The organism is Enterococcus sp. DIV0660C (assembly GCF_017316125.1).
Classification (GTDB): Bacteria; Bacillota; Bacilli; order Lactobacillales; family Enterococcaceae; genus Enterococcus_B.
Genome location: NZ_JAFLWA010000008.1, coordinates 1 through 23151, shown reverse-complemented (window position 1 = coordinate 23151; position 23151 = coordinate 1). Strand labels below are relative to the sequence as shown.

Here is a 23151-nt window from a genome sequence, read left to right as displayed (position 1 = left end):
CTTTTGTTATTAAATGGGGAAGAAAAACATAATAAAACGGTATTTTTGTCTAGTTATGATCTGTGATTGTGTTTCTTTTTTACAAAAAACTTGTTGAAAATTTTCATTTTCGGTGATTTTAGTAGAAAAGTACCACAATGTTTGGTAAAATAAGGTCGTTGGTTAAGAATTGTCTTAACAAATTTAGTTTTTACAAAACTTAGGAGGAATTTTATTATGCCAGTAGTATCAGGAGCTGAATTTTTAAAAGCTGCTCGTAAAGGCGGTTACGCTGTCGGCGGATTCAACACAAACAACTTAGAATGGACTCAAGCTATTCTTGAAGCAGCTGAAGCTAAACAAGCACCAGTACTTATCCAAACTTCAATGGGTGCAGCTAAATACATGGGTGGTTACAAAGTATGTAAAGATTTAATCACTGATTTAGTTGAAGCAATGAACATCACTGTTCCAGTTGCTATCCACTTAGACCATGGTGACTACGATGCAGCTTTAGAATGTATCGAAATCGGCTATACTTCAGTTATGTTCGATGGTTCTCATTTACCATTCGAAGAAAACTTGAAATTAGCTAAAGACGTTGTTGAAAGAGCTCACGCTAAAGGAATCTCTGTAGAATGTGAAGTTGGTTCAATCGGCGGAGAAGAAGACGGAATCATCGGTAACGGCGAATTAGCTGACATTGAAGAATGTAAACAAATGGTTGCTACAGGTATCGACTACTTAGCATGTGGTATCGGTAACATCCACGGTCAATACCCAGAAAACTGGAACGGATTAGCATTTGATCACTTACAAGCAATCGCTGATGCTGTAGGTCCAGATATGCCTTTAGTATTACACGGCGGATCAGGTATTCCTCAAGACCAAATCGAAAAAGCTATCTCAATGGGTATCTCAAAAGTTAATGTTAATACTGAATTCCAATTATCATTTGCTGCTGCTACTCGTGAATATATCGAAGCTGGTAAAGACCGCGAAGGTAAAGGATTTGACCCTCGTAAATTATTAGCACCAGGTAAAGCTGCAATCGTTAAAGATGCAGAATCTCATATTGACTGGTTCGGTTCAGCAAACAAAGCTTAATTACTTCCTTTGTTGACTGATGAAAAGGGTGAGACAAAACAGATTTGTTTTGTCTCACCCTTTTTTTGTCTGCTAAAAATGTTTGTTTCTCCAGATTTGACAATGAAGAGCTGGTGTCAGAGAAAGTTTTTCAATTGATTAAAAGCTAAAGCTAGATTCATCTAAAAGGTCTCAGCTTTTTTTGACTTGCTTAGCAAAAGAACTGGAGAGTTTTGTTGTCGATCATTTGAAAAAATCCCTTACTTGATTTGCTAGCTATTATGAGTTATTTTGTTCTAGAATAAGTTTTGTAATCGCTTTTTTGATAAAAATAGAAATAAGTGGGCAAATTTGAATTGAGCTGCAACTAGGGGGAGAACAAATGAGTTTTTTTGGGAATATTGATTTTAATGCTTTGTCTGATACTGATCAAGCAATTTATCATTATATGAGTAGCAATGTGGATAAAGTTCCGTATATGCGCGTACGAGATATTGCGCAAGAATCGCATACTTCAGCATCTTCGGTGATGCGTTTGATTCGTAAGCTGGGGTATGAAAGTTATACTGAATTCCGCAGTCAGTTTAGCACAAGTGTGATAGAAGGAGAGGACTTTAATGCAGCTTTGACAATTTTGAGCCGTGATAGTTTTCGCAAAGATATTGAAAGTAAATTAAATCAAGTTGTGGAGAAAATCCAATATTGTGAGAATATTATTTTTTTTGGTATGGGCGCATCGGGTTCGATTTGTGAATACGCAGCCCGCCGTTTTGCTTTGATGGGGTATAACAGTTACCCATTGATTGACCCAACTTATCCAATTAAATCAAAACTGCAAAATACGAGTGACAATGTGCTAGTGACCTTATCTGTTTCAGGAATGACAAATGAAGTAGTGGAAGTAGTGAATGGCTTCCGGAATCAAGATGATTGTTTGACGATTGCGATTACTTCAGATATCAATTCGACCTTGAGTCGAATGTCTGATTATGTGCTGGATTATCACGTGGATGTTCGTCGAGTAAAAAAACATGAAGATTTGACCAGTCAGATACCTTGTATTTTTTTGATTGAACAACTTGCAGATCGTCTTCAACAATTTGACTAAAAAATTTCACTATTTTTAGGTACATGGCGTTTTAGGAAACACCGTTTTGGTACATAGCGTACCATGATGGTGTTTTTTTCTATTTATTGGATTTTATGCCGGAATTCCGTATAAGCATTGAGTAAGGCTGACTTCCTAATTATACTGAGGGCATTAAATAATTGAGGTGACCAATAATGACAAATAAATTTCCAAAAGATTTTTTATGGGGTGGCGCAGTAGCAGCTCATCAAATCGAAGGTGCTTGGAACGTTGACGGTAAAGGGGTCAGTATTGCTGATGTGATGACAGCTGGCGCCAATGGTGTTGCACGAGAAATTACGAAGGGTGTGAAACTTGGTAAGAATTATCCCAATCATGAAGCAATTGACTTTTATCATCGTTACAAAGAAGATATTTCTTTGTTTAAAGAATTAGGATTAAACGTGTTTCGGACATCGATCAATTGGACAAGAATTTTTCCGAATGGAGATGAGGAAGAACCTAATGAAGCAGGGTTACAATTTTATGATGATTTGTTTGATGAATTATTGAGAAATGGGATTGAACCGGTGATTACTTTATCACATTTTGAAATTCCTTATCATTTACATGAAGTATATGGTGGATTCAAAAACAAAAAGTTAATTGATTTTTTTGTTCATTATGCGGAAACAGTCATGACACGTTACCAGAAAAAAGTGAAGTATTGGATGACCTTTAACGAAATCAATAATCAGGCAGACGGGCAACATGAGCTACACACTTGGACCAATTCTGCCATGCTTTTTCAGGTGGATGAAAATAAAGAAGAATTAACTTTTCAAGCTGGTTTAAATGAATTGATTGCCAGTGCCAAAGTGGTTCAATTAGGACATAAAATTAATCCGGAGTTTCAAATTGGCTGTATGATGGCTTACGTTCCTGTTTATCCATACTCTTGCAATCCAGAAGATTTAATGGCGTCCGTCAAAGTAATGGAGCGTCGCTTCTTTTATTCTGATATTCATGCTCGTGGTATTATTCCTACTTATGCCAAAAAATATTGGGAAGAAAAAGGGTATCAAATCGAAATTACCGATGAGGAATTACAAGCGTTGAAAGAAGGAACAGTTGATTATATTGGCTTTAGCTATTATATGTCTGGTGCAGTAACGACTTTACCAGAAATTGATGGAGAAAATATTACTGATTTTCCAGAAGCAAAAATAGTTCGAAATCCTTATGTTCAGGCAAGTGATTGGGGTTGGCAAATTGATCCAGTTGGGTTGCGTTATATTTTGAATGTTGTATACGAACGTTATAATTTACCTCTTTTCATTGTTGAAAATGGTTTCGGGGCCTACGACCAATTAGAGGAGGGGCAAGTCCATGATACGTATCGGATTGACTATTTGCAAAAACACATTGACCAAATGAATCTGGCTGTACATGTCGATGGGGTGGATTTACTTGGGTATACACCTTGGGGAATCATTGACTTAGTCAGCTTTGGTTCTGGTGAAATGGAAAAACGCTACGGTATGATTTATGTGGACAAAGACAATGAAGGCAATGGGCGTTTAACTCGTTTGAAAAAAGATTCTTTTGCTTGGTATCAAAAATTGATTCAAGAACATCAATAGAAGGAGTATATCATGGACACTCACGAACTAAGAAAAGTAATGGACAAGTTAAGTTTAGCTGAAAAAATTGGTCAGTTGGTTCAAATAACACCTAATTTCTTTGGGAATCAAGGAGAAATTACTGGTCCAATGGTGGAGTGGTCAATGGGGACAGACCAGCTTTATCAAGTAGGGTCTATTTTAGGTACCCATCGAGGAACAGAAGTTAGAAAAATTCAAGAAGATTATTTAGCACATAGTCCACATCAGATTCCTTTATTGTTTATGGCAGATGTTATTCATGGTTATGAAACGATTTTTCCGATTCCGTTAGCATTAGCTAGTAGTTTTGATCCTGAATTAATTGAAAAAGTAGCAAAAGCATCCGCCGCAGAAGCAGCCAGTGAAGGCATTCACGTCACTTTTTCTCCAATGGCAGATTATGTCAAAGATCCCCGTTGGGGACGCGTGTTAGAAAGTAATGGTGAAGATCCGAGACTTTCTCGCACGTTAACAAAAGCTTATGTCAAAGGGTACCAAGGAACAGATTTGGCAACAGAACCATATCATATAGCGGCTTGTGTGAAGCATTTCGTCGGCTACGGCGCTGCTGAAGGTGGTCGGGATTATAACACTGTAGATTTTTCTGATGTTGAGTTGCATCAAAACTATCTGCCTGCTTTTGAAGGAGCCATTACGAATGGTGTAAAAATGGTTATGACATCATTCAATAGCTTACATGGGGTACCTGTAACGGGAAATCGAGAACTGATCAAAGGAGTTTTGCGAGATGAATTGGGGTTTGATGGTGTCGTAATTTCAGATTGGGCAGCAATTGCTGAGTTGAAGAATCATCGTGTAGCTGAAAATCTACATGAAGCAGCAAAGAAAGCCTTTGAGGCAACCGTCGATATAGATATGATGACGGGTTGTTATTTAAATGAGCTTGCGGAAATGATTGAAACAAACGAGCAATTAAAAAATTTAGATGAAGCAGTTTGGCGTATCTTGACGTTGAAGAACGAGTTAGGCTTATTTGAAAATCCATACCGCGGGTTGGATGTTACCACTAATTTATCTGAATTAAAAAAATTAAGTTATCAAGCAGCTATTAATTCTGCTGTTCTTTTGAAAAATAATGGCGTCCTACCTTTAGAAAAAACAGAAAAAATTTTATTGATCGGCACGAAAGCAACAACACAAGATGTGCTTGGTGCATGGTCATGGATTGGTGATTCAAAAAATGCCCTTTCGTTTGCTGATGGGGTCAAACAGCAATTTTCGGAACTCCAGCATATTTCAGTGACTGACCAGCTTGACAAAAAAGCAATCGAGCAAGCAATTCGAACGACTGATAAAGTGATCATCGCAGTTGGGGAGAAGAGCGAAGAATCAGGTGAGGCTGCAAGTCGTGCCGATTTAAAATTAAAAGCGATAGAACTCGAACTGATCGATTTATTAGCGACATATGAGATTGATAAGATTTTAGTGACTTTTAGTGGACGACCATTGGTTTTGACGGACGTTGTTGAAAAAGTAGATGCAGTTGTTTCTGCTTGGTTTTTAGGTAACCAAACAGGAGAGGCATTGGCGATGCTTCTCAGTGGAGCAGAAAATTTTACAGCACATCTACCAATGAGTTTTCCTCGTAGTGTCGGGCAACTACCTTATTCTTATCAAGAAATGTCGACTGGACGACCTCAAACAAAGGAAAATTATCAGGAAAAATATATTTCGCGCTACGTGGATGAAGAGAATCAGCCACTGTACTGTTTCGGTCATGGGCTGTCTTATAGTGAGTTTCAATATAAGAATTTTATCCTTTCAAATGACACGTTGGCGAAAGAGGAAGAACTGACAGTAAGTTTTGAAGTTATGAACATTTCTCAGATCAAAGGGTGGGCATTACCACAACTTTACTTTCAAGATGAGGTTACCGAAGTTATTCGACCAAAAATCGAACTTTTGAAGTGGAAAAAAATCGAACTAGCTGCAGGTGAAACAAAGAAAGTTGAGTTTGTAGTTTCACCAGTTGAATTGGCCTATAGCCATGTAGATTTAAAGAGAACGATTGAATCAGGAGGATTTCGTTTATTTTTAGGGGAAAGTGTAGCAAATATTGTGGCAGAAAGTCGATTTTTCTTAACCTAATTTTCATAGTGGTACAGCTTGTACCACTATGACTTTTTTTTCAAAAGAGAGAAACGAAAACCATCAATTGGACAAGTTATTGTTTTTGAAAACGTTTTTATTTATGATGTGAATGTAAAAAAGACTTCTTTACTTATTTAAGAAAAATAAAAACGTTTTTATTTGGAGGGAGTTATGAAAGAACGAATAACTATTCGTGAAGTTGCTCAAGAAGCAAATGTCTCGATTGCGACTGTTTCAAAAGCATTGAATAATGTGGACGTGGTAACGCCAAAAACAAAAGAAAAAGTCCTGACTGCGGCTAAAAAACTGCATTATACACCGAACTTATTTGGCAAAAATCTAAAAGCGAAGCACACGAATATGATCGGTTTTTATACGCATACGATTATCGGTCCTTACTTTAGTACATTGATTGAAGCAATCGTGAAGGAAGCAGAAAAACATCAGTATGGTGTGAATGTGATCATTTCTTCTGACAAAAAAGTGCTCAGTTCGCATCTGTTAGGAAATATGGTTGATGGGTTTATCGGATTTGAAGACCTGATTGATGATGAAGCACTAGGTACGATTCAGTCAGAAGGGATCAAAGCAGTTTTTATGGATCGAGAAATTGAGGACCAAAGTATCAGTAGTGTGGTCTTTTCTTCTCGAAAGGCTGGGAAATTAGCGACACAGCATTTAATTGAAAAAGGACATCAAAAAATTGGTTTTTTACCTGGACATCCAGGTGTCTATGATAGTGACGAACGTTATTTAGGCTTTGAAGAGACAATGAATGAAGCTGGCTTGGTGATTAACGAACAATGGATCATCCCAGGTTTATTTGAAGAAAAAGCTAGCTTTAACAATATGACACAGTACTTAAACACGCAAGAAAAAAATAGCTGGCCCACAGCATGGATTGCTGGGAATGATTTGAGTGCAATCGGCGTGATCAAAGCAATTGAAAGTTTAGCGATGTCAGTTCCAGAAGATTTTAGTGTGATTGGGTTCGATGATATCGAATTACTTCGCTATTTCAACCCAAAGATATCGACGATTCAAAATCCCATTCGTGAGCAGGGACGTCAAGCAGTTATTGAACTACTACATTTGATTGATAACCAAAAAACTGGTGAGAATAAAAGCCTAGACTGCCAGTTGATTCCCAGAGAAACAGCGAAGGAGTTGCGTAAAAAATGCAAAAGTTAGCGTAATAAATTGAAAAGGAAAAACAATGAGGAGGAAAATCAGTTGGAAGCAAAAATAAAACCAGCACTGGGCGTTCGTATTAAGAAATGGTTTCGAAATTTTGGCCGTCAGTGGCAACTACAATCGATGGCGATTCCAGGTATTGTCTACATGATTATATTCAGCTTTATTCCCATCTACGGATTAGTGATTGCTTTTAAAAATTATACAGTGATTGATACGATTGAAAGTGCACAATGGGTGGGTCTTGAAAACTTTAAAATTATTATGGCAGATAAATATTTCTGGCAATCAGTAGTCAATACGTTAGGAATCAGTGGCTTAAAACTAGCTTTTGGTTTTGTCTTACCGATTATTATAGCAGTGATGATTTATGAATTAAGAGATAGCGTCTTTAAACGGACGATCCAAACGATTTCTTACTTACCACACTTTCTTTCTTGGATCATACTCGGGGGAATGTTGATTACTTGGTTTTCTTCCAACGGAATGATCAATGAGCTTTTGAATTTTATTGGTATCCAAGCGAAACAAAACCATATGTTAGATGCGGGAAAATACTGGTGGATCGCTTCTTTATCTGATGTTTGGAAAGAAGCCGGGTGGGGAACGATTTTGTACCTTGCGACGATGTCACGAATTGATCCCACATATTATGAAGCAGCAAAAATGGATGGCGCCACTCGAATGAGCCAAATATGGAGTATTACGATTCCCATGATCCGAAATATTATTTCGTTAAACTTGATCCTTAGTGTAAGCGGTTTATTTAATTCGAATTTAGACCAGACATTGGTTTTAATGAACTCACAAAACCAACCTAAAGCAGAAGTAATCAATTCGTATGTTTATCGCGTTGGTTTGATGCAGGGGGATTTTTCTTACGCAACGGCTGTTGGATTAGGGATTTCAATCATTTCAGTTATTTTGCTAGTTGCAACGAATATCGTTACTAAGAAATTAAACGATAATCAGTCAGTTTTATAAGAAAGGAGTAAAAATGTTGGAAAAAAGAAAATTATCCTTATCAAAACCCAAGAGTAATGTCGTACAAGACAAAGACAGTAAAATCTTTAATTTTGTTAATGTGTTACTTTTACTAGTTTTCACAATCATGATTATCGTCCCCGTTTGGAACATTGTTGCTTCCTCTTTTGCTTCAAGTGATGCTTTGGCAAAAGGAGATTTTGTCTTTTGGCCTTCGGAGATCTCGATGGATAACTATCGTAAAGTCCTTGGTGATTCTTCCATGTGGCAGGCATTGATTATCTCAATTGGAAAGACGGTTCTTGGTGTATTAGCACATACGGCTTTTTGTGCAATTATGGCCTATGCTTTGTCTAAACGTAATTTAAAAGGTCGTAATCTTTATTCGACAATGGGAATTATTACGATGTTTTTCTCTGGGGGGATGATCCCAACCTATTTATTGATTAAATCTTTAGGCTTGTTGAATACTTTTTGGGTTTATATTATCCCAGCATTGTTATCTTACTACGATGTTATTATTCTAATGAATTTTTTCCGTGATGTGCCAACTTCACTAGAAGAGTCAGCAAAAATTGATGGTGCAAGTGATTGGGGTGTTTTCTTAAAAATCTTTGTGCCATTATCAAAGCCAGCACTTGCAACAATTGCACTCTTTCACGGTGTCTGGCAATGGAATGATTTTATGACAGCAAAACTGTATGTGACGGACAAAGCACTGTATCCACTACAAATGAAGCTTTATGAAATCATTACGCAATCTCAGGCAGCTTCGCAACAAGGCTTGAATGCTGCTGTTGAAATCAGTACCACATCTAAAGGAGTACAATTGGCAACGATCGTTGTTACGACCGTTCCAATTTTAATCATCTATCCATTGCTACAAAAACATTTTATCTCAGGCATGATGCTTGGGGCAGTCAAAGAATAGGAGGAATAATTAATGTTTGGAGTCTCAAAGAAAAAAGTTGTTGGTATGTTGGCATTAACGAGTACGGTGTTACTAGCTTTAGGTGCTTGTGGCAATAGCAAAGAAGAAGCATCAGCAAATAAAAAAGTGGAGCTTCCATCAATTGAAGATCGTTATACACCAGAGAAAGATACACCTGCTTGGAAATTAGATAAAAAAGAAGAAACAACAAAATTAACTTGGTATGTTAATGCCGATTGGTGGAACACTGAATTTGGAAAAGATATGGTAACGAAAAAAGTAAAAGAAGACTTGAATATTGATATTAAATTCATCACAGGTGATGATACAAAATTAAATACTTATTTTGCTGGTGGAGACATGCCAGATATCGTGACTGTCTTTGATTCAAATTCACAAGTAGCTAGAAAAGCCAATTCTTGGGCGCTTCCATTACAAGACTTAGCAGAAACATATGATCCGTATTTCAATCAGGTGGCACGTCAAGAAACATTAAATTGGTATAAACTTTCAGATGGAAAATCCTATGGTTATCCAGACTATTCAAATGTTCAAAAAGATTTTGACAGTGGCGACATCTTTGCCCGGGATGCATTCATTATTCGAAAAGATGTCTATGAAGCAATTGGCAAACCAGATTTCACTACACCAGATGGTTTTGTTGCTGGAATGAAGAAAATCAAAGAACAGTTTCCTGAATTGATCCCATTTGGGTTCAATGACTTTGCCAAAGATGGTTCGTCAAATGGTTCAATGGATAGTGTGGTTCAAGATATGTTAGGTGTTCCTTATACGGATGGGGATGATTACTATGATCGTAATTTAGATGAAGATTACATTAAATGGGTCAAAGCATTCCGCCAAGTTCATGAAGATGGAAATATTTCAGATGATACGTTTACAGATGATGGTGATAAATTCAAAGAAAAGTTACAAACTGGTAAATATGGTGCTGTGATGATCGGTTCATTTGTTAATCAAGGTATCCCGCTCCAAACATTCAAAGCGGCTAATCCTGATTCGGAGTACATTGCAGTTGACGGAATTCAAAGCACCAAAGGGAATGATCCAACGTTAACACAAGCGGGTATCTCTGGTTGGATGATCAACTATATTGGTAAAAATTGCCAAGATCCTGCAAAAGCAATTCAATTATTTACTTATTTGCTAAGTGATGATGGACAAATGTTAACGAACTTTGGGGTCGAGGGCGAAACGTATACAAAAGATGGCGATAAAGTACAATGGACAGATGAAGCACGAAAAATTCAACAAGAAGATCCAGAAAAATGGCAATTGGATTATCGAATGGGTGAATTCATTCAATTTGGTCATGACCGTTTTAAAGCTATGAACGATGATTCTTACGTTGATGCAGTAAAACAAATGCAGCAATGGGGAGAAGGCAAATTAACTTCTCAATTCTTAACGGAAAACATTGGACCAGATGCAGGTAGTCAAGAAGCACGTGCCTTAAGTGCTATCCAAACGAACTGGAGTACAACACTAGTTGGTATGCTACGTGCCAAAGATGAAAAAGAATTAGATGATTTATTAGCTAAGTACAAAACATTCCAGGAAGAAAATAAAATCGATGATGTGAATAAAGTTCGTAATGAGAAAATTCAAGAGAATAAAGAAAAATTAGCTATGTAATCTCTAAACCAAAAAAGAAGACTTAAGAAAAAAAGAACTTCTCAAAAATAGATTCATCAAATTTTCGAGAAGTTCAACTTCTTTTTGAAAAAATGTATCTGCGAACACCTACGAAACTAGCAGAGATTGTTCAAATAGTTTGAGGCTACATAAGCTAGGTGAATGACGGCTAAAAACGTTCAAAAAATCAAAATGAGTGTAATGATTTTTAGTGGAAGCAAAATGACTGAATTAGCTTGTGGCGAAAAGCTAAAATTGGAGCAATGAAAAATTTTTCTAGTTGAGACAACCTTTTCATTTGTGTGAACAGGATCATTTAGGAGGTAAAAAAATGCAAAAGATTTTTAGTACGGAAGGTAAAATTTACGAAGGAATGCAACGAATTTATCAAGTGCTATTACTAACAATTATTTTTTTACTTTCCTGTTTACCGATAATCACAATTGGTGCGGCAATAGCTAGCACTTATGGAACTGCTTACAAAATGGTTGATCATAAAGAAGGCATTTTGTATAAAGAATATGGTCATCAGTTTAAACAAAATTTTGTTTTGGCAACGAAAATGTGGATGCTGATTCTGGGCGTAAGTGGGGGGAGTTTTTTCCTGCTACCTTTTATCCAACCTTTATTGCTTGGAAATAAAATCGCCTATTATTTAGTAATGTCATTGATCACATTGCTTGTTCTGATGGGACTATATTTGTTTCCGTTAATCGCTCGTTTTGAAAATAATTTATCAGGAACAGCGATCAATGCGTTCGTCTTATCACTAAAACATTTACCGGTTAGTATCCTATTATTTTTTATAACAATTGGTGGAGGGATACTGGTTCCTCTTTATTTGCCAAGTTTATTATTTGTATGGCTCTTTTTGGGAATCGGTACAGTCATTTTTATCAAAGCAAAGTTATTATTGAACGTTTTTCATTCGTACGAGAATTTAGAAGAGGGAAGTTGATCATATGTATGTAGGATTTGATATTGGTGGAACAACTGTGAAATATGGTGTTCTAGATGAAACTGGAACTATTTTAGAAAAATCAGTCATTCCGACAAATTATCAGTTGGCAGATTTTTTGGTTGAGCTAGATGGAATCGTGAAAGATGCTCAGAAACGATATGAAAAAATTGAGGGAATTGGCATTAGTGTACCAGGAATTATCCAAAAAGATGGATTCATGCTTACAGCTGGTGCAATTAGACCTTTTTATGGGGCTAATATCAAACTGGAACTAGAACGACTGACTGGTTTACCCGTTTCTGTCGAAAATGATGCTAATGCTGCAGCGATTGCCGAACATTGGATTGGGAATGCACAAGGCTTGGAAAATTATTTATGTATTGTTTTGGGAACCGGCATTGGTGGCGGAATCGTACTCAATGGGGAAGTTTTTCGAGGCGCTCACGGCATGGCCGGTGAATTTGGCTGGAGTATCATTGATCAATTACCAGCAGAAGGAGATATTGAAGAAGTTTCGTGGAACAAGCGAGCAGCAACTGTTGGCGGACTTTGCTATCAATATAATTTGAGCCAAAAAAAGTCAGATGTAGCTGCACCGATGCTTTTAGATGCTCGAGAAATTTTCCAAAAAGAGGCAGAAGGTGAAGCATTAGCAATCAACACAGTAGAACAATTTTTAACAGATTTGGCTGTGGGAATGTTGAATCTAATTAGCTGCTTTGATCCAGAACTGATTTTATTCGGTGGAGGAATCAGTTCAAATGAGCAATTTAATCAGCGCTTTCAAAAACGTTTGGAAGAACTGATGGATCGACATCAATCAATTCATTACCTTAAAGATAAAACGATTGCTGCTGTTCGCCCAGCCAAATTAAAAAATGATGCAGGGATGATCGGGGCTGTTTATCAAATCCATCGTCAAGTGACAAAATGAATCAAGTCTTTGGCTATTTAAAGAATGTTCGAGAATAGTAGTTTAAATTGCCAAATAGAAAGCAGACTGAAAACTTATTTTTCAGTCTTTTTTTTGTGAAAAAAGCGGTTGAAAAGGACAAAAAAAGTTGTTTATGTACTGGTACAGTCCCAAGCTTTTGAAAAATGACAGTCTATGGTAAAATTAACGAGTATGAATAAATTAAGAATAGGTGGATTTTATGAAGAAAATCGTTATCAATGGTGGCCGTTCACTAACAGGTGAAGTAACGATTAGTGGGGCAAAAAATAGTGCAGTGGCATTGATTCCAGCAGCTATTTTAGCAAATTCCCCAGTGATTTTAGAAGGTGTCCCTGATATTCAGGATGTTCATTCGTTAATTGAAATTTTAGAAATTATGGGTGCAAAGATTACTTTTTCAAATAACGTATTAGAAATTGATCCAACAGAAATCGTATCTGTGCCAATGCCAAATGGAAAAATCAATAGTTTACGTGCATCGTACTATTTTATGGGAACATTATTAGGAAAATTTGGTGAAGCTGTAGTTGGTTTACCTGGTGGCTGTTATTTAGGCCCAAGACCAATTGATTTACATGTTAAAGGATTCGAGGCGCTAGGTGTACAAGTTACGAATGAGCATGGCGCGATGTATTTGCGAACTAAAAATGACCAAATGCAAGGAAATCGAATTTTCATGGATGTAGTCTCCGTAGGCGCAACAATCAATATCATGCTTGCGGCAGTAAAAGCAAAAGGGCAAACAATCATTGAAAATGCGGCTCGTGAACCAGAAATTATTGATGTTGCGACGTTATTGAACAACATGGGAGCAAAAGTACGCGGCGCGGGTACGGACATTATCCGTATTGATGGTGTCGAAGAATTACATGGTTGTCGTCATTTCATGATTCCTGACCGAATCGAAGCGGGAACATACTTAGCTCTTGCAGCAGCTGCTGGGAATGGAATAAAAGTAAAAAACGTTATTTTTGAACATCTCGAAAGCTTCATTGCTAAGTTACAAGAAATTGGTGTCAAAATGAAAATCAGCGAAGATGAAATCGAAGTTTATCCATCGACTGATTTGAAAGCAGTGAATGTGATGACTTATCCATATCCAGGTTTTGCGACAGATTTGCAACAACCTTTGACTCCATTGTTATTAATGACATCTGGCACTGCAGAAATTATCGACACGATTTATGCGAAACGCGTCAATCACGTACCAGAGTTAGCGCGAATGGGTGCAGATATTTCAGTTGAAGGAAACATGATCATTGTCAATGGTCCAAGTAAGTTACATGGTGCAGAAGTCGTAGCATCGGATCTTCGTGCAGGGGCTTGTTTAGTTATTGCTGGATTGCTAGCAGAAGGAACGACTACAATCTATAATATCGAATATATTCTACGTGGATATGATCACATTATCGAAAAACTAACCGCGTTAGGTGCATCAATTGAAATGATTGAGGAAGTGGAGGCTGAATGAGCGACTATTTGACAATGGCGGAGCTAGAAAATAAAACATTAAAAGAAATTTATAGCTATGCCAAGGATTTTAAAATTCCTTATTACAGTAAAATGAATAAAAAGGAACTCTCTCTCTCTGTGATTCGTGCGCAAGCAGAAAAGCAAGGGTTCTATTATATGGAAGGAATTTTAGATATCGTAGGACAAGATGGGTATGGATTTTTACGTCCAATCAATTATGGTCCAAGTGTAGAAGACATCTATATTTCCGCTTCACAGATACGCCGTTTCGGTTTGCGAAATGGGGATAAAGTTGCTGGAAAAGCCCGCCCACCAAAAGAATCAGAACGTTATTATGGATTGATGCATGTCGAAAGTGTCAATGGAAAAGATCCAGAAGAAGCAAAAGAACGACCTCATTTTCCAGCATTAACACCTCTTTACCCACAAGAACAGTTAACATTAGAAACAACCACTAATCGATTATCCACACGAATGATTGATATTTTTTCTCCTGTCGGTTTTGGCCAACGTGGGCTAATCGTTGCGCCACCAAAAGCAGGAAAAACAACGGTCTTAAAAGAAATTGCTAATGGTATCACGGAGAACTATCCTGATGTTGAATTGATTGTTTTATTAATTGATGAACGACCGGAAGAAGTGACTGACTTAGAACGTAGCGTAAAAGGAGATGTGGTATCTTCAACATTTGATTTGCAACCACAAAATCATACACGTGTCGCAGAATTAGTCTTAGAACGTGCAATGCGGTTGGTTGAAGATAAACGAGACGTTGTTATTTTAATGGACAGTATCACACGACTTGCTAGAGCCTATAACTTAGTGGTTCCGCCAAGTGGTAGAACCTTAAGTGGAGGAATTGACCCAGCTGCGTTGTATAAACCAAAGAAATTTTTTGGAGCAGCACGTAATATCGAAGAAGGTGGGAGCTTAACAATCCTAGCAACTGCTCTGGTAGATACGGGCAGTCGAATGGATGATGTCATCTATGAAGAGTTCAAAGGAACGGGAAATCTTGAACTTCAATTGTCACGTGAATTAGCAGAAAGAAGAATCTTCCCAGCAATCGACATCAAAAAATCAGGAACGCGTAAAGAAGAATTGCTAATTCCAAGTACACAATTAGAAGAAATTTGGAAATTACGTAAAAATATGATTGGTGATTCTTTAGAATACACGGAGCAATTGATTCGTTTCTTGCGGAAAACAAAAAACAACCAGCAGTTTTTTGCGGAGTTTCAAGATGTTTCCTTTGGCAAGAAAAATCAAATAAGAAATCAAAAAAGATAATTGCAACCTTGAATGAAACATGATAAGATGTTACTGTTGTAAATCGACAAATTAACTCTGGTTCAGCAAATGAAGCAGGGCAAAGGAGCGAAAAAACTATGAAAGCAAACATTCATCCAGATTACCATCCAGTAGTATTCATGGATTCAACAACTGGTTTTAAATTCTTGTCAGGTTCAACAAAAACTTCACAAGAAACAGTTGAATGGGAAGACGGTAATACATACCCAGTCATCCGTGTCGAAGTAACTTCTGACTCACATCCATTCTACACTGGACGTCAAAAATTCACACAAGCAGACGGACGTGTGGACCGTTTCAACAAAAAATACGGTCTCAAAGACGCAAACGCTGCAGAATAATCAAATTATTGTTTACGCAATATTTGGCAGATCTCATCTTCGGGTGGGGTCTGTTTTTTTACAGATTTTTTATTCTTGGTTTGACATAGTCGGATGGATTCGTTGCAAACAAATAAAAAACTGTAATGATAAAATGAGTTGAATCTATATTTTGTATTCATATTTCTATAGTTTGTTCATGTACTTCTTTTTAAGTAAGCGCTATCATTTTAGAAGAATAAAAAATGATAGGAGGAATCATGGGTGAATTGTTGGGTTAAAAGTGGAGTAGGATTGTTGTTGGTATTCGGGATAGTTGGTGTCTCAGGGTGCGGTGTCGAAAATAATGCAGAGTCAAATTCGATTGACTATCAGGAAACGGAAGAAGCAAAAGTTGATCGAGGTATGACGAATCAACCAGAATCTTCTTATTGGTTTCCAGAAGAATTATTGCAATGGGATTTTTCAAAAGACGAGGATGCAAAATACAATGTTAGTACTGTACCATTGGCAACACGAGTAGATAAAACAAAATTGATTCCTTCAAACAACACACAAAATTCAGAGATGAAAGTAGTGGCTTTGTCCATTATGAACAGTAGTACCAGCGGCAATGCACCACGAGGAATCAACACATTTGACGCGAATGTTTTTTCTAACTGGCAATATATCGACCAACTTGTTTACTGGGGTGGTTCATCTGGTGAAGGCATCATCGTTCCTCCTAGCCCAGATGTGACTGACGCAGCGCATAAAAATGGTGTGCCAGTGTTGGGAACTGTGTTCTTTCCACAAACTGCGCATGGTGGGAAAATCGAATGGCTAGATACTTTCTTGAAAAAAGATGCCGATGGTACATTTCCTTTAGTTGACAAGCTGATTGAAGTTGCTCAAAGTTATGGGTTTGATGGCTGGTTCATTAACCAAGAAACAGATACAGTTGTAACTAGCTTTGATGAGGCTAAAGAAAATAAAAAGGAGCAAACAGCAGATAATGCGGGCGGATTAACCAAAGAACACGCCGATTTGATGCAAGAATTTATCAAAGAATTTAAGAAGAAACAAGCTGATTTAGCTATCATGTGGTATGATTCGATGACGTCTGAAGGAAAAATGGATTGGCAAAATGCTTTGACTGATCAAAACCAAGCTTATTTAGTAGATGCAAACATGAATCCTGTAGCGGATAGCATGTTTCTGAATTTCTGGTGGAATACGGAGCAATTGGCAAGTAAGGAACTTTTGAAAGCATCTAAGGAAAAAGCAAATGAATTAGGGATCGACCCTTATGATTTATTTGCAGGAATTGATGTTCAAGAAAAAGGGTACGCTACGCCAGTTGATTGGGATTTATTTGTGGATGATAAGGGTGTTCCATATACTTCTTTAGGATTATATGTTCCTAGTTGGACATACAGTTCTGCGAGTGATCCAGATGATTTTCAAAATCGGGAAGAACGTTTTTGGGTCAATGACAAAGGAGATCCTACTCAAACTAGCGCGTTAGAAGGGCAAGATTGGCCGGGAATTTCAACGTATGCGTTGGAGCAAACAGCTATCACTTCTTTGCCTTTTGTAACGAATTTCAATACAGGGAATGGGTATAATTATTTCATTAAAGGCCAAAAGGTATCAAGTTTAGATTGGAATAATCGAAGCATGCAAGATATTATGCCGACGTATCGTTGGATAATGGAACATGACAAGAACAATGATTTATCAATTAGGATGGATTATGCTGAGGCTTTCAATGGAGGAAATTCCTTACTATTTAGAGGAAATATGACTAAAAATGCTACTAGTCAAGTGAAACTTTATCGAATGGAAACAACAGTAACGAAAGATTCAGAAATAACTACAACTGCGAAAGCATCAGATACGACCAACCTAGCTGTTGTTTTGGCATTTGAAGACGGAAGTACAGGAACGATTGAACCAAGTGAAAAAGTAGGAAATGAGTGGACTACTTTGAACTATTCATTAGAAAAATTTGCAGGAAAAACCATCACTTCCCTTTCCTATAAAATAACTTCAGAAAAAACGAATGATACTTATGAATTACATTTAGGGCAGCTTGCAATGACTGACTCACCTTCCACAGAAAAATTGATTGTTGCAAATGCTGAAGTAGAAGACGTCGTGTTTGATGAAGAAGAAAGTAATTATGCGGGAATTCGTTTAGCGTGGGATAGCAAAGAAAGTCAAGCGGATCATTATGAAATTTATCGAATAAATAAAGACGATACTCGCTCTTTCTTAGGTGTTACGCCTGCAACGACCCATTACATCAACGGATTAGAAAGACAAAAGAACACGCAGCAAACAAACTTGGAAATCGTCCCCGTTGATGCTCTTGGAAATCAAGGAAAGGCATCAGATCCGATTTCGTTTGAATGGCCAGATAATACATTACCAAAAGCGAGTTTTACTGCTTCTAAAACATTAGCGGCTCCTGGGGAACAAATTAGGTTTACAAATACATCTTCTTCTAATACGGACAAAGTAACTTGGGTGTTTGAAGGTGGCGATATTGAAACGAGTACGGATGATGCACCAGTCGTTACTTATGAAAAAGAAGGTGTATATAAAGTAAAACTGACTGCAGAAAATGAAGAAGGAAAAACACCGGTTGAGATAGAGGGCTTGATTACGATTAGTCAAAAGGTCCCTGACGAATTGGCATTGTTATCGTTAAATGCGAAAACAGATGCTTCCTCCTTTACCAATGATTCGGAAGCACCTGAATTTGCAGTTGATGGAAACTTGAAAACAAAATGGTGTGCAACAGGAACACCTCCCCATGAAATCATTGTCGACCTTGGTGCTAGCCAAACAGTTAGTGAAGTTCGATTCGCACATGCCGAAGCGGGTGGCGAGAGTGCAGATATGAATACAAAAGCTTATACAATCGAAGTAAGTCAAGATGGAAAAGAGTATAAGAAAGTATCACGAACGATCAATAATACGAAAAAAAATAGTATCAATACCTTTGCTGTCGAACAAGCACGATATGTAAAAGTAAGTGTGGACAAACCTACACAAGGCTCAGATACAGCTGTGCGAATTTATGACTTGGGTGTTTATGGAATGAAAGAGTTGCTGAAATAAAAGAGTGACAAGCAGATACTTAAACTTATTTACGTAAAAGAGCTATGACAAAAATCTTGTCATAGCTCTTTTTTGTAAATCATCGATGAATGGATGGCTTCTATCAAAGAACAAATCACCAGTAAGAACTGGTGATTTTAATAGATGAACTAAGTTGTTCTTTTATTAAAAATCAAATTCATCGGGATTAGGGCCACTGCGAAGACCTTCATTCAAAGCATTCAATTTTTCCATATCTTGATCATCCAATTGAAAATCAAATATGTCAGCGTTGCTACGCATTCGTTCTTCATGAACAGATTTAACGACTAAAAGAATCTGTTGCTGAATGTCCCAACGTAAGATGATTTGTGCTGGTGTTTTTTGATGCTTAGCAGCAATTTCCGTAATTAATGGATGAGTTAATAGTTGACCTTGCATCAAAGGAGACCATGCTTGAATCTTGATATTATGTTGTTCGCCATATGCACGCAATTCATGCTGTGCCAATTTTGGATGAAGCTCAATTTGGTTTAGAGCAGGAGTGAGTTTAGAAAATGTGGCTAATTCTTCTAAATGATGCACTTCAAAATTGCTTACGCCAATCGATTTGATTTTTCCAGCATCATACAATTTTTCTAAAGCTAACCAAGAATCTTTGAACGCGTGTTTCCCTGGCCAATGGATCAAAAATAAATCTAAATAGTCTAATTGCAACTTAGTCAATGTTTCATTGAAAGATTCCAGTGCCTCTTCTTGTGAAAGATGAGCGTTCCAAATTTTGGAAGTAATAAATAAATCTTCACGAGTTAGGCCCGTTGCGGCTAACCCTTCTTTAATTCCTTTTCCTGTCCCTTCTTCATTTCCATAAATTTGAGCTGTGTCGATGAGACGATAACCGTTAATAATCCCTTGTTTCACCACTTCGGTTACTTTTTCATTGGGAATTTGAAAAACACCTAATCCTAATCCGGGAATTTTTTGACCATTGTTAAGAACTACTTTATCTGATAGCGATTGAATCATTTGTTTGTTCCTCCTTGTTATTCTTGGTGTTTAGTATATAATTGTGGTGGTGTTGTGTATAGTACCTACTTTAAAGTTATATAGTAACCTTTTAGTAACTATTGATTATATAAGGGGAAAGGAACGAATGATGGAAGAAAAAATTTATAATATTGGTGTTGAAGCAACTATGGATGTGATTGGTGGGAAGTGGAAACCAATTATTTTATGTAATTTAAGACATGGATGTTTACGGACGAGTGAATTAAAAAGACAGATCACTGGAATTAGTCAAAAAATGTTGATTCAACAATTAAGAGAATTAGAAGAAGCTGGTATTGTAGATCGTAAAGTTTATAATCAAGTGCCACCAAAAGTTGAATATTCATTAAATGAGTACGGAGAAACATTAAGTGAGGTTCTTGATAATTTGTGTAGCTGGGGGGAACAGCACGTTGATACTTTACGAACAAAAGGAGTAAAAGTTCGAATGAAAGAAACAGTATAGACTTTTAACGATTGAAGGAGGAAATAACATGGATTTAAAATTAAAAAATAAAACGGCACTTATTACAGGTTCAACGAAAGGAATTGGTAAAGCAATCGCGAATGCACTTGCTCAAGAAGGTGCTAATGTGATCATTAATGGTCGAAATCCTAAAGTAGTTAATGAGGTAGTTAAGGAGCTACAAGAACGTTACGAGGAAACTTCAGTGCAGGGAGCAGCGTATGATCTAACTGACGGTCAAGCATTAGATTCCTTATTTACTGAATTTCCAGAAATTGATATTTTAGTGAATAACATGGGGATTTTTAAACCAATGGATTATTTTGAAATTACGGATGAGGTTTGGCAACAATTTATCGATACGAATGTTATGGTTGGCAATAAGTTGGCACGATATTATTTGCCAAAAATGTTAACGCAAAATTTTGGGCGGATCATTTTTATTGCTAGTGAAGAAGCAATCATGCCTTCAGGGGAAATGCCACAATACAGTATGACAAAAACGATGAATCTGTCATTAGCAAAAAGTTTGTCAAAACTGACAGTTGGAACAAAAGTAACTGTTAATACAGTGATGCCGGGATCGACACTGACAGAAGGTGTCCAAGAGATGTTAGATGAAATGTATGCAGAAAAAGGATTCACTCAAGAACAAAAAGAGCAAGATTTTATGAAACATCATCGCCCATTGTCGCAAATTCAACGATTGATACGTCCAGAAGAAATTGGTTCATTTGTAGCGTATGTGTCTAGTCCGATTGCAGGTGGTTTTTCTGGAGAAGCTTTACGTATGGATGGTGGACTGGTACCAACTCTCTTTTAAGAAAACCCATCATATTTGAGAAGAGATCAAGTTGGTAACGTGAATGACTTTTTAGGTAAAGAGCGAAAGAAACTAAGCTTCGCTCTTTTTTTTACCAAAAAATCTATCCTTTTTCGGATAATCCAGACAAAAAGTTGGCAGTTTGCTGGGGAACAGGTACACTTAGAAAGAGGAAGAATCAACAGAATCCCTTACAATAATTAAGAGGAAAAAGGACGTGTTCTGAAATGAAAAAATATCGTGGAGCAATTGCAATCTCGGTGATTATTACCCTGCTACCGCTTGTGGCAAGTGCCATTTTTTGGAAAGAAATTCCAAATCAAGTTGCCACACATTTTGATTTGAATTGGCAAGCGAATGGTTGGAGTTCAAAAGAATTTGCGTTGATTGGCTTACCACTTCTTCTCGCGGGTGTACAATTATTAGTTGCCTTTTTTGTGTTGAATGATCCAAAGCAAAAGGTGACAAAACGCTGGATTATTTATGGTGTTTTAGGAATCATTCCACTGATTGCCCTTTTTGTTCAAGCGTTAACGATCAGTTATGCTTTAGGTAATCAGGTAACATGGTTGATGAAAATTAGCCCTGCCGCATTTATCGGTGTCATCTTTATTTTTTCAGGAGTGATTTTAACTGCTGTCCCACAAAATTATACAGTGGGTATTCGTTTACCTTGGACATTGAGCAGTGAAAAAAATTGGGTACAAACAAATCGACTTGGGGCCAAAATATTTATCGCAGGTGGTATTGTGATGTTACTTGCAGGTCTTGTTTCATGGGAATTTTTGATGCTACCAATTATTGTGATTGTTATTTTGATCCCAACGATCTATTCATTTTGGTTGCACCGAAAAGGAATTTGATAAAGTGAAGACGAGTAAAATAGCAGAAACAAATAGGTTAAAAATGACTGGTTTTAGGAGATGAAGAGGAATGCACATTGAACATTTAGCTATTTGGACGAAAGATTTGGAAAAAATGAGAACGTTTTACGAAAAATATTTTCATGCAACAAGCAGTGAACGCTATCGTAATCCAAAAACACAATTTCAATCTTACTTTTTAAGTTTTGATTCAGGAAGTCGCTTAGAATTGACAACGAAACCGCATCTAGCAAATCGAGTCACAGATCATCTAGGGTATGCACACTTAGCGATGGCGGTAGGGACGAAACAAGAGGTGGACCGTTTCACTGACCAGCTTGTCCAAGATGGTTATCCTTTACTGAGTGGACCGCGAACAACAGGAGATGGCTACTATGAGGCAGTAATCCAAGATCCAGAAGGAAATTTGATTGAATTAACGACAGATTTGGTTGACTGATTACGAATAAAAAAGGCGGGGATGCGAATGGTAAAAGATTTTGATTACGAGCAAATGTTAGCTGGTGAACTTTATCAAGCATCAGGTATTTTTCCGGAAAATCGCTCGATTAATGGACAAAAGCTAGCACAAAAAATCAATCAATTACCTATTGATGAAACAAGAAAAATCGTGGCGTTGGAAAAAGAACTCTTTGGCAAAACGGGTGAACATATTTATGTTAACCCACCACTTCATGTCGACTATGGTCGCCATGTGGAAATTGGCGAAAATTTTTACGCAAACATGGATTGCATCTTTCTAGATGTGAATAAAATAAAAATTGGGGATAATGTCATGGTGGGACCGCGAGTCAGTTTCTTTACCGCAGGTCATCCAACAGATGCGGATATTCGTATAACTGATTTAGAATTTGGTTTACCGATTACTGTGGGAAATAATGTTTGGATTGGCGGAAACAGTGTGCTGCTACCAGGGATAACGATTGGTAATGATTCGATTATTGCTGCGGGTGCAGTCGTTACCAAAGATGTACCAGATCATACGATCGTTGGTGGAAACCCAGCAAAAGTAATTCGTGAAGTCAATCGGGCTGATAAAGAGAAGTGGCAAAAACAAATGGAAAACTATTATTCGCTTAAGGAAGAACATCTCAAGAAAATAAGTGAGTAGAGTAAGCAAACTAGTTAGATAAAAAACGAGACAAGGAA

The 23151-nt window shown here is 37.2% G+C and carries 20 protein-coding genes; 19 read left to right on the top strand and 1 reads right to left on the bottom strand.

Annotated elements, in window-relative coordinates:
- Positions 1-216 precede the first annotated feature (216 nt).
- The 14 genes from DOK81_RS01720 (at position 217) to DOK81_RS01655 (ending at position 18803) form a co-directional block, all read left to right on the top strand.
- Positions 217-1086, top strand: a complete 870-nt coding sequence (locus tag DOK81_RS01720; RefSeq protein WP_206899643.1) for a class II fructose-bisphosphate aldolase — start codon at positions 217-219, stop codon at positions 1084-1086.
- Between the two features lie 361 nt (positions 1087-1447).
- Positions 1448-2173, top strand: a complete 726-nt coding sequence (locus DOK81_RS01715; RefSeq protein WP_206907521.1) for a MurR/RpiR family transcriptional regulator — start codon at positions 1448-1450, stop codon at positions 2171-2173.
- A 176-nt stretch (positions 2174-2349) separates the two neighbouring features.
- Positions 2350-3777, top strand: a complete 1428-nt coding sequence (locus tag DOK81_RS01710; RefSeq protein WP_206907520.1) for a 6-phospho-beta-glucosidase — start codon at positions 2350-2352, stop codon at positions 3775-3777.
- Between the two features lie 12 nt (positions 3778-3789).
- The gene (locus DOK81_RS01705) at positions 3790-5907 is read left to right on the top strand and encodes a glycoside hydrolase family 3 N-terminal domain-containing protein (protein WP_206907517.1); all 2118 of its coding nucleotides are present in this window, start codon (positions 3790-3792) and stop codon (positions 5905-5907) included.
- A gap of 174 nt (positions 5908-6081) precedes the next feature.
- Positions 6082-7101 (top strand): LacI family DNA-binding transcriptional regulator, encoded by a 1020-nt coding sequence (locus DOK81_RS01700; RefSeq protein ID WP_206907516.1) that lies wholly within the window; start codon positions 6082-6084, stop codon positions 7099-7101.
- Between the two features lie 126 nt (positions 7102-7227).
- Positions 7228-8088: an ABC transporter permease subunit gene (locus DOK81_RS01695; RefSeq protein WP_206907591.1), complete on the top strand. Its 861-nt coding sequence runs from the start codon at positions 7228-7230 to the stop codon at positions 8086-8088.
- A 16-nt stretch (positions 8089-8104) separates the two neighbouring features.
- On the top strand, positions 8105-9019 hold the full coding sequence (locus DOK81_RS01690; RefSeq protein WP_067480314.1) for a carbohydrate ABC transporter permease: 915 nt from the start codon (positions 8105-8107) through the stop codon (positions 9017-9019).
- A 12-nt stretch (positions 9020-9031) separates the two neighbouring features.
- Entirely contained in the window at positions 9032-10675 is a 1644-nt protein-coding gene (locus tag DOK81_RS01685; protein WP_206907513.1) for a sugar ABC transporter substrate-binding protein, read from the top strand.
- 331 nt (positions 10676-11006) lie between these two features.
- A complete protein-coding gene (locus DOK81_RS01680) occupies positions 11007-11633 on the top strand; it encodes a YesL family protein (protein ID WP_206907510.1) in 627 nt (208 codons plus the stop codon).
- A gap of 4 nt (positions 11634-11637) precedes the next feature.
- Positions 11638-12570 carry an ROK family protein gene (locus DOK81_RS01675; RefSeq protein ID WP_206907507.1) on the top strand — a complete coding sequence of 311 codons (933 nt, stop codon included), beginning with the start codon at positions 11638-11640 and terminating at the stop codon, positions 12568-12570.
- A gap of 220 nt (positions 12571-12790) precedes the next feature.
- Positions 12791-14062, top strand: coding sequence for a UDP-N-acetylglucosamine 1-carboxyvinyltransferase (locus tag DOK81_RS01670; protein ID WP_206907505.1), 1272 nt, complete (start codon positions 12791-12793; stop codon positions 14060-14062).
- Entirely contained in the window at positions 14059-15354 is a 1296-nt protein-coding gene (rho, locus tag DOK81_RS01665; RefSeq protein WP_206907503.1) for a transcription termination factor Rho, read from the top strand. The genes DOK81_RS01670 and rho overlap by 4 nt, the downstream gene beginning before the upstream one ends.
- Positions 15355-15452: 98 nt before the next feature.
- Positions 15453-15716 carry a type B 50S ribosomal protein L31 gene (locus tag DOK81_RS01660; protein ID WP_206899662.1) on the top strand — a complete coding sequence of 88 codons (264 nt, stop codon included), beginning with the start codon at positions 15453-15455 and terminating at the stop codon, positions 15714-15716.
- 291 nt (positions 15717-16007) lie between these two features.
- Entirely contained in the window at positions 16008-18803 is a 2796-nt protein-coding gene (locus DOK81_RS01655; RefSeq protein ID WP_347401432.1) for a discoidin domain-containing protein, read from the top strand.
- A 165-nt stretch (positions 18804-18968) separates the two neighbouring features.
- Here the strand turns inward: DOK81_RS01655 and DOK81_RS01650 are convergent, their stop codons facing one another.
- Positions 18969-19808, bottom strand: a complete 840-nt coding sequence (locus DOK81_RS01650; protein WP_206907501.1) for an aldo/keto reductase — start codon at positions 19806-19808, stop codon at positions 18969-18971.
- Positions 19809-19938: 130 nt separating this feature from the next.
- Between DOK81_RS01650 and DOK81_RS01645 the strand changes: the two genes are divergently transcribed.
- The 5 genes from DOK81_RS01645 (at position 19939) to DOK81_RS01625 (ending at position 23113) form a co-directional block, all read left to right on the top strand.
- Positions 19939-20295: a helix-turn-helix domain-containing protein gene (locus tag DOK81_RS01645; RefSeq protein WP_271015685.1), complete on the top strand. Its 357-nt coding sequence runs from the start codon at positions 19939-19941 to the stop codon at positions 20293-20295.
- Positions 20296-20323: 28 nt separating this feature from the next.
- Positions 20324-21118, top strand: coding sequence for an SDR family oxidoreductase (locus DOK81_RS01640; protein ID WP_206907497.1), 795 nt, complete (start codon positions 20324-20326; stop codon positions 21116-21118).
- Positions 21119-21345: 227 nt separating this feature from the next.
- Positions 21346-21981 carry an SdpI family protein gene (locus DOK81_RS01635; RefSeq protein WP_206907495.1) on the top strand — a complete coding sequence of 212 codons (636 nt, stop codon included), beginning with the start codon at positions 21346-21348 and terminating at the stop codon, positions 21979-21981.
- A gap of 70 nt (positions 21982-22051) precedes the next feature.
- The gene (locus DOK81_RS01630; RefSeq protein ID WP_206907493.1) at positions 22052-22441 is read left to right on the top strand and encodes a VOC family protein; all 390 of its coding nucleotides are present in this window, start codon (positions 22052-22054) and stop codon (positions 22439-22441) included.
- Positions 22442-22468: 27 nt separating this feature from the next.
- Entirely contained in the window at positions 22469-23113 is a 645-nt protein-coding gene (locus DOK81_RS01625) for a sugar O-acetyltransferase (RefSeq protein WP_206907491.1), read from the top strand.
- The last annotated feature ends 38 nt before the right edge of the window (positions 23114-23151 follow it).